This is a genomic window from Ruminococcus sp. zg-924 (assembly GCF_024433635.1).
Classification (GTDB): Bacteria; Bacillota; Clostridia; order Oscillospirales; family Acutalibacteraceae; genus UBA7067.
This window is the reverse complement of the sequence record NZ_WNJZ01000006.1, coordinates 59163-71367: the sequence shown is the minus strand read 5'-3', so window position 1 is coordinate 71367 and position 12205 is coordinate 59163. Positions and strand designations below refer to the sequence as shown.

Genomic DNA, 12205 nt, shown 5'->3' with positions numbered 1-12205 from the left:
CTTTTCTGATTCAGACGGAATCATTCAAAAACTACTGTCTTTTCGTTGTTAAGGAGCGATTCCGGAAGCTCCACGCCAATTTTCTCGGCTATTGTTGTATTTACATATGTTGAAAGGTCGTCAAATACAAGCACAGGAATATCTGAAATCTTTGTGCCGTCAAGCACCTTCTTAGCCATATTTGCTGTTTCAATTCCCAAATCCTCATACTTAATGCCGATTGTTGCAAAGCCGCCGTCCTTTACCATTGAGTCTGCACCTACATAGCACGGAATTTTTGCGTCTGCACAAACCTGTGACAATACAGCCATGCCCTCTGCAACTGTGTTGTCTGTCGGTGAGAACACTGCGTCACACTTTGTTACAAGCGACTCGGCAGCCTGCTGAATAGCTGAGCTGTTTTCTACGTTAGCCTCAACATACTTAAGACCGATTTTGTCGCAGTATTTCTTTGCGTTTTCAATATTAGCAACCGAGCTGTCCTCAGCAGAATTGTAGATAAGACCTACTGTCTTAATGTCCGGTGTAAGCTCCAAAGCCATATCAAAGATTTTCTCAACCGGTACTGCGTCGCAGGTACCTGTTACATTTTTGTCAGGCTTTTCAAGCGTTGTTGTAAGACCTGCCTCAACAGGGTTTGAAACAGCCGAAAACAGAACAGGAACCTGGTCGGCATAGTTAAGAGCAACGCTTGCAACCGGAGTTGTAATTGCTATAACAATGTCTGTGTTGTCTGCAACAAAGCTGTCCATCATGGCAGGAACATTTGACGGGTCATTCTGAGCCGACAAAGCTTTGATTTCTGCGTTCTCGCCGTCAACATAGCCAAGCTTATTAAGCTGCTTGATGATTGACTCCTCTATTGTGTTGAGTGATGTGTGCTCAACAACTTTAATGATACCGATTTTCACCTTGTCGCCTGTGCTCTGATTGTTTGATGAAGTGTCAGAGCTTGAACCTGCTGAGCTTGAACCGCCTGAGCAGCCTGCAAAAACAACAAGACATGTTAAAAGTGCCAGAACTAAACATAATACCTTTTTCATTTGAATTACCTCTTTCATAATTTTATTTATAATTTAAAATTAATTCTTAATTCTTCTCGGAAAACAAATGCAGCCTCGCCATCGTTTTGTATATAGCTTCATAAAAATCTCTCCTAAAACAAAAAGTCCTCAGATTACTATTGTAATCCAAGGACAGAATAAACTTATCTGCGGTACCACCTTGATTGACGATAAATCGTCCGCTCACAGAACGCCAACACGCTCCCGCTTTGTAACGTAAGCACACGTTGCGGCATTTCCGCCGCACCCTCAAAGGTCCATTTGCCAACCCGATAGCCGCCTTATTCCCACCAACAAAGGCTCTCTGTGCGCTCGCCGAAGGCTTTACTTCCTTATCAACGGTTTTGTTATTGTAGATAATCTTAGCACACAAATCATTGAATGTCAACAATTTTATTGCATTTATTTCAGTTTTTTGTTGTTTATTGTTGTTTATGCTCCCGAATTTTCCTCTTAAGGTACTCCGCAATCTGGTTTTCATCGTATAAAATCAGGTCACGGTAGCCTGCCAGAGTTTCGTTGTGATGCCTCAGCTCATGCACAAGCACACGCCTTAGCTGCTCATAATATACCTCACGTGATACATTTCCGTAAACCCTTGCAAACGAGCCGTAGTATATCTTAATAAGCGTGCCGATAGATGAGCGTGAATACTCACCCATTATGTAAAGGTCGTTGTCAACGGCCTTCGGGTGAATTTTGAGCTGCGGCAGAATAATTACGCCGCCACTCAATTCCCGAAACAGCGGCTCAGGCAGAGTATCAACTATTTCATCAAGCATCTCATTTGTTTCATCAATAGTGAACATTTATATTTCCTCAGTCGAGAAAGTCCTTAAGCTTCTTGCTGCGGCTCGGATGTCTGAGCTTTCTCAGTGCTTTAGCCTCAATCTGTCTTATTCTCTCTCTTGTAACGTCAAACTCCTTGCCAACCTCTTCAAGAGTGCGTGAACGTCCGTCCTCAAGACCAAATCTGAGTCTGAGCACTTTCTCCTCTCTTGGGGTAAGTGTATCAAGCACCTCTGAAAGCTGCTCCTTAAGCAAGGTGTGTGATGCAGCGTCAGCCGGAGCCGGAGCGTCGTCATCCGGAATAAAGTCGCCCAAGTGGCTGTCCTCCTCCTCGCCTATCGGGGTTTCAAGCGACACAGGCTCCTGTGCAACCCTCATAATCTCTCTTACCTTATCAACAGGCATACCAAGAACGTCTGCTATCTCGTCTGCTGTCGGCTCATGGCCGTTTGTGTGCAGAAGCTGGCTTGAAACCTTTTTAACCTTGTTTATTGTTTCAACCATATGCACCGGAATTCTGATAGTTCTCGCCTGGTCGGCAATAGCTCTTGTTATAGCCTGTCTTATCCACCACGTTGCATAGGTTGAGAACTTAAAGCCCTTTGTGTAGTCGAACTTTTCAACCGCCTTTATAAGGCCAAGGTTACCCTCCTGTATCAAATCAAGAAACTGCATACCTCTTCCGAGATATCGCTTTGCTATACTTACAACAAGTCGCAGATTTGCCTCTGACAAGCGCTTTTTAGCCGCACTGTCGCCCTCCTTGATTTTAATTGCAAGCTCAATTTCCTCATCAGGCGAAAGCAGCGGAACCCTGCCTATCTCCTTAAGATAAACCTTAACAGGGTCGTCAATTGCGATGTTGTCCGTGCTTACCTCTTCAATCGCCTCGTCATCTTTTGAATCAACCTTGATGTCCTCAATCGGCACATCGTCAAAATCCTCGACAATGGTAACATTCATCTGCTCAAGGCTATCATAGATTTTTTCAATCTGATCAGGTTCAAAAACAACCTCGCCCATTGCGTCGAAAATTTCCTTTGTGCTTATCTCGCCCTTTGACTTACCAAGCTCCAAAATCTCTTTGACAATAGTCTTCTTGTCCGGTGCTGTCTGTAACATCGCCATTTCCATCTTTCCTTTCTTTTGACAAGTCCCTTTTATTTCTTTTGCTGTTTAAGCTTTTCAAGATATTTTTCAATATCGCTTATGTCGGCGTCGGCTGCCTTTTCAGCCGTTATCTTCTCTCCCTCCGACAATATAACCCTTATGCAGTCCTCACAGGCGTCGGGCGAATTAACCTCGCTGCCCAAAGAGGCAAGCATACCTGCGATTTTAGCGTTTTCATCAACAGTGAACTCGCCTGAAATATCCGCCGGCATAATTCCTCTGCCCTGAATTGCCCGCTCAGTAATAATTTTATACACCCGCCTGTTAAACGATGTAACCATTTTTTCAGGCGGCAAAAGAGAATGTGCCCTAATAGCCATATCCTGATTATTAATAATATATGCAATCAACGCTTCTTCTGCCCTTGCAGCACGCAGATTTCCTGCTTTTTCCGAATTAATTCTGTCGTCCCTGCCTGAAATACCCGTCTGAATTTCCCTGAACTGCCGTTTTGTTTTTTCTCTGCCTGTTTTTTTACGGTAACTGTTTATCTGCTGGAGCACCGCCTCCTTGCGGGCTGATGTTTCCTCGCTTATTTTTCCTGCGTAAACATCAGCTTCAATCGGACTTTCAACCGTTGCAAGCAGCTTTGCACACTCTGTAAGGTACGCCACAACCTGACTTTGCTCGGTTAAAATATATTTTTGCTTTATCTTTGAAATCCTGTATTCAATATCGTTTCCGCTTTTCTCCAAAAGCTGCATAAACTTTTCGGGTCCCTTTGCGCCGTTCTCTCTTATAAATTCATCAGGGTCCTTAGCGCCCGGAACGGCAATTACCCTTATATCAATTCCTGCGTTTCTCAAAAAACCTATCGCCCTTTGAGCCGCCTTTTGACCTGCCTCGTCCGAATCGTAGCAAATATAAACCGTGTCGGCATAGCGCTTCATAAGCATAGCCTGCTCCTGAGTCAGAGCAGTGCCGAGAGTTGCCACCGCCGTAGTAAAGCCTGCCTGGTGCAGGGCAATAACGTCCATATAACCCTCGCAGAGGATAAGACTGCGTTTTCCGTCATTTTTCGCAAAGTTGAGCGCAAAAAGACTGTTGCTCTTTTTAAAAACCGGCGTATCCGAGGTGTTCAGATACTTCGGCTTCTGGTCGGTCATTATTCTGCCGCCAAACGCAATCACATTTCCCCTTAAATCTATTATCGGAAACATCACCCGGTTATAAAATCTGTCTGACAAATTCCCGTTATTATTCTGATAAACAAGGTTTGCCGCCACAAGCTCCTGAGGTTTAAAGCCTTTAGCCCTCAGATAGTCAACAAGAGCAAAGCGGTTATCGGGACTGAACCCAAGCCCGAAATGCTTTATCGTCTTTTCGCTCAAACCTCTGCCTCGCAGGTAATCAAGCCCTGCCTTTCCTGCGGCAGTATAAAGCATTGAATAATAAAACCGTCCGGCTTCCCTGTTTGCTTCATACACACGCCTGCGCAAATCGCTCATACTTTTATCATAGGAGCTTTCTGGCATTTCCATTCCTGCCCTTTGCGCCAAAAACTTAACCGCTTCGATATAATCAAGGTTTTCAATCCTGCGCACAAAGGTTATTACATCTCCGCCTGCACCACATCCAAAGCAGTAAAACGAGCCGTTTTCAGGGTATATATTAAAAGACGGTGTTTTCTCGCCGTGGAACGGGCAAAGACCAACAAGGTTTCTCCCTCGTCTTTTAAGGCTGACATAGGACGAAGCTATGTCCGAAATATCGCTTCTCGCCTTAAGCTCATCCAAAAATTCGTCCGGCAACGGCAAAAAAACCACCCCCTGTTTCAATCAATCAGTTTTCTACATCTTCTGCCAGAACTTCGGAATAAATAAATTTTCATAGACCGCAACGGCGTAATGGTCTGTCATTCCGGCTATATAATCACATACGGCTCTCTCAACACCTTCGTTGTCTGCAATTTTTCTAAGCTCCTTGTCAAGCAGCTGCGGATGCTCGACAAAGTACGAATAAAGGCACTCAACAAGGTGCGGCACCTTCTTCTCCTCCGACTTTGCGTATTCGCTTTTATAAACATAGTCGAACATAAACTTATGCAGAGAGTTAAAGCTCTTAAAAAAGCCGTCCTCCATTTTTATCTCGCCGTTTTTGCTGTTCTCAACAACATTTACAACCATCGAGTTAATTCTCTCGCTTGTTGTTGCACCAAAGCGCTCAACATACTCGCTCGGCAAATCGCTTACGCTTATCGCTCCGGCTCTTACGGCGTCATCAATATCGTGGTTTATATACGCTATTCTGTCGGCAATTCTAACAACCCGACCCTCAAGCGTGTCAGCGTCTTTTCCTCTTGTGTGGCACAAGATTCCGTTTCGCACCTCATATGTAAGGTTAAGACCCCTGCCCTCCTTTTCGAGCAGGTCAACAACTCTCACGCTCTGCTCAAAATGGCGAAAACCGTCCGGGTACAAATCGTTAAGCGCACGCTCACCTGCGTGCCCAAACGGAGTGTGCCCCAAATCGTGCCCCAATGCGATAGCCTCGGTCAGGTCCTCGTTTAAATCGAGCGCCCTTGCTATGGTTCGGGCAATCTGCGACACCTCAAGCGTGTGCGTGAGTCTTGTTCTGTAATGGTCGCCCTCAGGCGAGAGAAACACCTGTGTTTTGTGCTTTAGTCGCCTGAATGACTTGCAGTGAATTATTCTGTCACGGTCACGCTGAAACTCTGTTCGCATAGCAGACGGCTCTTCATAAACGAGCCTGCCCTTCGTGTTTTTTGCAAGACAGGCTAAGGGTGAAAAACGCTGTTCCTCCCAATAGCAAATCTTTTCGTTAATCGTCAAAAACACCACTCCCTTTCGGCAGTTCGGCACTTCATAATAAAACCTGTCAATATAATTTACTGCAAAAATTCAAAAAATCCTTTAATTATTTTATTTTTTCTTAAATTTCCTGCAAATAATAGCTTTCGTCAATTGAAGCAGCCTCAACCTCGCCGCTGCTTGCCGCTGCAAGCTCCTTGTTGATTTTGTCAAGGCAGCCTTTTTTCACCCGAAATTTCATCTCAACCTGATCTGTAAAAGCGCTGTCCAAAACAACTCCGCCGCCGCTTAGCACAACAGACGACACCCTGCCGTACTGATTATAGCTGCACTTAAGCGTGCAATTGTCACAAAGCTGCATTATAGCAGGGCAGGCTGACTCAACGGCTATTTTAGCACCGTGAGAATACGCTCTCACCAAGCCGCCGGCTCCAAGCAGTATACCGCCGAAGTATCTTGTTACAACAACAACAGCGTCGGTTATGCCCATTTTCTGCATAACCTCCAAAACAGGCACTCCTGCCGTACCCTGCGGTTCTCCGTCGTCGCTGTACCGTTTTATGCCTCCCTCACGCAGGATATAAGCATAAACATTGTGTTTTGCATCCCAATGCTTTGATTTTATTTTTTCTATAAATTCAAGAGCCTGCGCCTGTGTTGTAACAGGCTCGCAATACCCGATAAAACGTGAGCGCTTTTCCACAAACTCGTCAACGCCTGATTTGCTTACCGTTTTGTAATCCGTCATAATATCTCTCCGATTTTATAAAATATGGTAAAAAAAACAGGTGACACCGCTGTGCCACCTGCCGATAATCCATATTATTTTCCCATACCGTAACGCTTCTTAAATCTGTCAACACGTCCGCCGGTATCAACGAGCTTTTGTTTGCCGGTAAAGAACGGGTGGCACTTTGAGCAAATTTCAACACGGATATTCTTCTTTGTCGAGCCTGTTTCAATTACGTTGCCGCAAGCACAAGTGATTGTTGTTTGTTCGTAATTCGGATGAATGTCCTTTTTCATTTCTTTTCACCTCTTTCGCTGAAACCGTGATAACATTTGGATTTTATCACATAACGGATAAAAAATCAAGAACTTTTTTTGCTTTGAGCTAAATTTGTTAAAATAACGATTGCAAAACTTTATTTTTTCATAAGTTTTACAATTATTCCTTGTTTAAAGCGCAATTTTGAGATATAATTAAACTGTAAACCTATTAATATATACTTCAGTAAAAGAGGGATGCAAAATGAGAAAGACTAAAATTATATGCACACTCGGTCCTGCAACAGATGACGAAAACGTAATGCGTGAGCTTATCCTCAACGGTATGTCTGTTGCAAGAATGAATATGTCGCACGGCACTCACGAGGACCACAGAAAGAGAGCCGACGTTGTTAAGAAACTCAGAGCTGAGCTTGACATTCCGGTTGCCCTGCTCCTCGACACAAAGGGGCCGGAAATAAGAACAAAGAATTTTAAAAACGGCAGTGAAATACTTGAAACAGGTCAGACCTTCACCTTTACAACAGATGACATTGAGGGCGACAAGGAGCACTGCTCAATCACCTTCTCTGATTTGCCGAAGGACGTAAGACGGGGTGACAAAATTCTTGTTGACGACGGTCTTATTGAAATGCTCGTAACCTCAATCACAAAAAAGGACATAGTCTGCGAGGTTTTAAACGGCGGAAAGATAGCGTCACACAAGGGCATTAATGTTCCCGGAACACGCCTTTCTCTCCCGTTTATCAGTGAGCAGGACAAAAAGGATATAGCCTTTGCTGTTGAGCAGGACCTCGACTTCATCGCCGCCAGCTTCACCCGCTCAAGCGACGATATTTTAAAGCTCAGATCAGAGCTTGACAAAAACAACTGCAACAACATCAGAATTATTGCAAAGATTGAAAATGCTGAAGGTGTTGACAATATAGACGATATTATCAGAGTTTCCGACGGCATAATGGTTGCAAGAGGAGATTTGGGTGTTGAAATTCCGATGGAGGACATTCCGATTCTTCAGAAAAAGCTTATCACCAAGGCTTACAATGCAGGCAAGCAGGTTATCACAGCAACACAAATGCTCGACTCAATGATGATAAACCCACGCCCGACAAGAGCTGAAGCAACAGACGTTGCCAACGCTATATATGACGGCACAAGCGCAATTATGCTCAGCGGTGAAACAGCCGCCGGCAAATACCCTGTTCAGGCTCTTAAAACAATGGCTAAAATCGCCGAGCGCACAGAAAACGACATTGACTATATCGGACGCTTCAGAAAACGTCATCTCACAGAACAGCCGGACGTTACCTCGGCTATATCACACGCAACCTGCACAACAGCGCACGATTTGGGCGCAGTTGCGATAATCACGGTATCTAAAACAGGTCAGACAGCGAGAATGATTTCAAAATATCGTCCTGCTTGCCCGATTATCAGCGGCACAACAAGCGAAAAGGTTTTGCGCCAGATGAACCTTTCTTGGGGTGTTATTCCAATTTTAGTTGAAGAAAAGACAAACACAGACGAGCTGTTTGAGCACGTTGTTGACGTAGCCGAAAAGCACGGTCTTGTTAAAAACGGCGACCTCGCCGTAATCACCGCCGGTATTCCCCTTGGTGTTTCGGGTACAACAAATATGCTCAAGGTTCACCTTGTCGGAAATGTGCTTGTATCGGGTACAGCAGTTACTCACCAAAGCATTATCGGACGAATCTGCGTCTGCGAAAGCGAGGGCGAGGTAAGCGACAAGTTTAAAAACGGCGATATTATCGTTGCAGCAAAAACAACAAACAATATGCTGCCGCAGCTTAAAAAGGCAGGCGGAATCATCACCGAGCAAGACGGACTTAACTCTCACGCCGCCATAGTTGCCTCAGCTCTCGACAAGCCGGTTATTGTCGGCGCACAGAACGCTGTAAAGCTGCTTAGAACAGGCACAACCGTAAAGCTTGACGGCTCAAGAGGAATTGTATTCAGCGCAAACGCCGCAAAGCTTAAAGATTAATTAATAACAACGCTTTAAAAGCTGTCTCTGTCGGGAGGCAGCTTTTGTTTTGGCACAGCACCAAAACAAATTTTATCTAAAAGCCCCAAAACAAATTTTATCAAAAGTTGTTGACAAGCGCTTAATTTATCCATATAATAGGAGTAACAATTAAAATTATCACTTAAAGACTATGAAGGAAACAAGATACGGGCGGCAAGGCAAAGAGAGCTGTCGGGTGGTGTAAGGCAGCGTTTGTGTTCGTATGTATAGCTCATTCCGGAGTTGTCTGCCCGATAACAGGGCAGAACGCAGGACTGCGTTATCGGTCGGGGCTTTGTTGGAAGCCTTTGAGGAGCATTTATGCTTGAATTAGGGTGGTACCACGGATTTTATTCGTCCCTTTTGCGCTTATCGCTTAGGGGACGTTTTTATTTGTGAATTTGTGAATTAAAAACAGAATTACGGGAGGAATATTTATGTTAGACTCATATAAGAAGTATATCCCCTTCAAGCAAATTCAGCTTGAAGACAGACAGTGGCCGAACAAGACAATTACAAAAGCGCCGATATGGTGCAGTGTTGATTTACGTGACGGTAACCAGGCTCTTATCGACCCTATGAATTTACAGGAAAAGCTCGAATTCTTCAAGCTTCTTTGTGACATCGGCTTCAAGGAAATTGAAATTGGCTTTCCGTCTGCGTCAGAAACAGAATACGAAATCTGCCGTGAGCTTATCGAGGGCGGTCACATTCCGGACGATGTGACAATTCAGGTGCTTGTTCAGGCAAGAGAACATCTTATCAGAAAGACTTTTGACGCAATCAAGGGTGCCAAGAACGTAATTGTTCATTTCTACAACTCAACCTCAACACTTCAAAGAAAGGTTGTTTTCCACCAGGATATGGCAGGAATCACTAAGATTGCGGTCGAGGGCGCAAAGCTAATTAAGGAGCTTACTGACAGCTATGAGGGAGACACAAACATTCGCTTTGAGTATTCGCCTGAGAGCTTCAGCGGTACAGAGGTTGACTTCTCTGTTGATATATGCGCAGAGGTTATGAAGGCTTTGGGCAGCACTAAGGAAAACCCTGTTATTCTGAACCTTCCGAACACCGTTGAAATGTGCACACCAAACACCTTTGCAGACCAGGTTGAATATTTCATCAAACATCTGCCGAACCGTGAGGCAGCTATAATAAGCGTTCATCCGCACAATGACCGTGGCTGCGGTGTTGCGGCTGCTGAGCTTTCACTGCTTGCAGGCGCAGACAGAGTTGAGGGTACATTGTTCGGCAACGGCGAAAGAACAGGCAACCTTGACATTGTTACGGTAGGTCTGAATATGTTCACACAGGGCGTTGACCCACAGCTTGACTTAAGCAATATTCCAAAGCTTAAGGAGGTTTACGAACGCTGCACAAAGATGAAGATTCACGAAAGAACCCCATATGCAGGCGAGCTTGTGTTCACAGCATTCTCAGGCTCACATCAGGACGCTATCAATAAAGGCACCCAGTATATGGAAGAAACACATTCCGACTATTGGGAGGTTCCGTATCTTCCGATTGACCCTGCTGACATTGGCCGTGAGTATGAACCGATTATAAGAATAAACTCACAGTCAGGCAAGGGCGGAGCCGCCTTCGTTATGGCGCACACCTTCGGCTATCATCTACCGAAGAAAATGCATCCTGAGTTCGGCGCTCTTGTTCAGGTGGAGTGTGACAAGCTTGGACGTGAGCTTTTACCAAAGGAGCTTCTCCACGTTTTTGAAAAAGAATATCTTTACATTCCTAAAAAGTACGATTTAGTTAAACACCAAATCACTCAAAGCGGCTCAACGGATGACGATCAGGTTACCTTTGACGGCGTTTTGTCGGTAAATATTGACGGCGATATTTCACAGAAAAATATCAGCGGCACAGGCAACGGCCCGATTGACGCCTTCTTTAACGCCATGAAGTCAATCGGCGTTGACTGCTATAAGTTTCTCTCTTACAGCGAACACGCAATAAGCGAGGGCAGCGACTCAAAGGCTATTGCATATATTGAGCTTCTGCGTAAAAACGGCAAAGGCATTTTTGGAGTAGGCATTGGCAGCAATATCAATATGGCTTCAATCTACGGCTTGCTCAACGCAATCAACCGTGCAAACTACCTGTTAAAGCACGGTAAGTAAATTTATTTTATCGAAGAAAAAGTATAATTTAACTTGCAGCAACGGTTCTTACCGTTACGGCTTGATGCGATAAAATGTTAAAATGAGAAACAGCTCTAACCAAAAGGGAACGGCATAAGCCGTTCCCTTTTATTTTATCTGTTCAATTTTACTCCTCAACCAAAGGATAAGGCATTTCGGGCACAACCTCGTCTGTTGCTTCAAAATGCTTTGAAGTAAATTTCAAAATACATTTCCAGCCGGCAACTATTCCCTTAAAGCTCTTCTTAAACAAGTTGTCCTTATTTTTCTCAAGCAATAAAGCTCTTACAATATTAAACGGCATAGCAAAGAACATTATGGTTCCAAGCCATCGGTGCGACCACTTATAATGCTTGTAGTCACCGTGCTTTTCAAGGAAATTTCTCAGCACACCGAGTGCATTTATGTAATCGCTCATCTTCTTTATGTCAAGGTGAGATACAATACTGCCCGGCCGTTTTGTATAATAATAAAGGCATTTATCAACCACAACAACACTGTCGGCGTGATACATAAGCCTTACAGTTGTTGCTGTATCCTCAAAATACATCTTCGGGTAGCGTATCTGGTCCTCGTTAAAAAACAGCTCACGCTTATAAAGTTTATTCCACACATACGCACGGCTTCTGAAATCACGCATAGTAAGGCGTGCCATTCTTTTGCCGTTTGTAACTCCCGGCAGAGGCTTTCTCACGTTAATTGACTTATGCGTTCCCTTATCCTGCTTGTAAATAGCATAGTTGCAGTAGGACATATCGCAATTGTTGCGCTTAGCTGCATAATAAAGAACGGCAATATAGCTTGGGTCAACATAATCGTCACTGTCAATAAAGGCAAGATATTTGCCCGTTGATACGGCTATGCCTGCGTTTCTTGCGTCTGACAAGCCGCCGTTTTTCTTGTGAATAACCTTTATTCTGCTGTCAAGCCTTGCATAATCGTCACATATCTGAGGACTGTTATCAAGAGAGCCGTCATTTACAAGAATTATCTCAATGTTTGTGAAAATCTGATTGATTATGCTGTCAATACATCTTTTCAGGTACATATCAACATTATATACAGGAACTATAACGCTGACCTCCGGCATATTGTCACGGGTTATATCCTCTCGGTTAAAATAATCTTTTTTTACGGTTTCGTTCATCAGCTCACCATTATTCTCAAATTATACCAAGCGTTTACTAAGGGCATACTTAATACTATGTATCCCAA

At 44.2% G+C, this 12205-nt stretch carries 10 protein-coding genes and 2 other annotated features; of the genes, 2 read left to right on the top strand and 8 right to left on the bottom strand.

The genetic code is table 11. The annotated features are described in order from the left end of the window. Positions 1–20: 20 nt before the first annotated feature. From GMA13_RS04225 to rpmE, 7 genes are all read right to left on the bottom strand, one after another. Positions 21–1043, bottom strand: a complete 1023-nt coding sequence (locus tag GMA13_RS04225) for an ABC transporter substrate-binding protein (protein ID WP_255883644.1) — start codon at positions 1041–1043, stop codon at positions 21–23. A 146-nt stretch (positions 1044–1189) separates the two neighbouring features. Continuing rightward, positions 1190–1412, bottom strand: a binding site (T-box leader). A 74-nt stretch (positions 1413–1486) separates the two neighbouring features. Continuing rightward, a complete protein-coding gene (locus GMA13_RS04220; protein WP_255883646.1) occupies positions 1487–1873 on the bottom strand; it encodes a metallopeptidase family protein in 387 nt (128 codons plus the stop codon). A 10-nt stretch (positions 1874–1883) separates the two neighbouring features. Continuing rightward, positions 1884–2981, bottom strand: a complete 1098-nt coding sequence (gene rpoD, locus GMA13_RS04215; RefSeq protein WP_255883647.1) for an RNA polymerase sigma factor RpoD — start codon at positions 2979–2981, stop codon at positions 1884–1886. Positions 2982–3013: 32 nt separating this feature from the next. Continuing rightward, positions 3014–4789, bottom strand: coding sequence for a DNA primase (gene dnaG, locus GMA13_RS04210; protein ID WP_255910475.1), 1776 nt, complete (start codon positions 4787–4789; stop codon positions 3014–3016). A gap of 24 nt (positions 4790–4813) precedes the next feature. Continuing rightward, positions 4814–5815 carry a deoxyguanosinetriphosphate triphosphohydrolase gene (locus GMA13_RS04205; protein WP_255883651.1) on the bottom strand — a complete coding sequence of 334 codons (1002 nt, stop codon included), beginning with the start codon at positions 5813–5815 and terminating at the stop codon, positions 4814–4816. A gap of 100 nt (positions 5816–5915) precedes the next feature. Further along, positions 5916–6542: a YigZ family protein gene (locus GMA13_RS04200; RefSeq protein WP_255883652.1), complete on the bottom strand. Its 627-nt coding sequence runs from the start codon at positions 6540–6542 to the stop codon at positions 5916–5918. Positions 6543–6616: 74 nt separating this feature from the next. Then, positions 6617–6820, bottom strand: coding sequence for a 50S ribosomal protein L31 (gene rpmE, locus GMA13_RS04195; protein ID WP_255883653.1), 204 nt, complete (start codon positions 6818–6820; stop codon positions 6617–6619). Between the two features lie 226 nt (positions 6821–7046). Between rpmE and pyk the strand changes: the two genes are divergently transcribed. Both pyk and leuA read left to right on the top strand, forming a co-directional pair. Further along, entirely contained in the window at positions 7047–8807 is a 1761-nt protein-coding gene (pyk, locus tag GMA13_RS04190; protein ID WP_255883654.1) for a pyruvate kinase, read from the top strand. 163 nt (positions 8808–8970) lie between these two features. Further along, positions 8971–9193 (top strand) — a binding site (T-box leader). Positions 9194–9265: 72 nt separating this feature from the next. Beyond that, positions 9266–10969 (top strand): 2-isopropylmalate synthase, encoded by a 1704-nt coding sequence (gene leuA, locus GMA13_RS04185; protein WP_255883655.1) that lies wholly within the window; start codon positions 9266–9268, stop codon positions 10967–10969. A gap of 148 nt (positions 10970–11117) precedes the next feature. Here leuA and GMA13_RS04180 read toward each other — a convergent pair whose 3' ends face one another. Further along, positions 11118–12137 carry a glycosyltransferase gene (locus tag GMA13_RS04180; protein WP_255883657.1) on the bottom strand — a complete coding sequence of 340 codons (1020 nt, stop codon included), beginning with the start codon at positions 12135–12137 and terminating at the stop codon, positions 11118–11120. Positions 12138–12205 lie beyond the last annotated feature (68 nt).

Bases quoted from the DNA above. Each gene is read 5' to 3' on its own strand.
- GMA13_RS04225 (WP_255883644.1), bottom strand. From the start codon at position 1,043: ATGAAAAAGGTATTATGTTTAGTTCTGGCACTTTTAACATGTCTTGTT.
- GMA13_RS04220 (WP_255883646.1), bottom strand. From the start codon at position 1,873: ATGTTCACTATTGATGAAACAAATGAGATGCTTGATGAAATAGTTGAT.
- rpoD (WP_255883647.1), bottom strand. From the start codon at position 2,981: ATGGCGATGTTACAGACAGCACCGGACAAGAAGACTATTGTCAAAGAG.
- GMA13_RS04200 (WP_255883652.1), bottom strand. From the start codon at position 6,542: ATGACGGATTACAAAACGGTAAGCAAATCAGGCGTTGACGAGTTTGTG.
- rpmE (WP_255883653.1), bottom strand. From the start codon at position 6,820: ATGAAAAAGGACATTCATCCGAATTACGAACAAACAACAATCACTTGT.
- pyk (WP_255883654.1), top strand. From the start codon at position 7,047: ATGAGAAAGACTAAAATTATATGCACACTCGGTCCTGCAACAGATGAC.
- leuA (WP_255883655.1), top strand. From the start codon at position 9,266: ATGTTAGACTCATATAAGAAGTATATCCCCTTCAAGCAAATTCAGCTT.
- GMA13_RS04180 (WP_255883657.1), bottom strand. From the start codon at position 12,137: ATGAACGAAACCGTAAAAAAAGATTATTTTAACCGAGAGGATATAACC.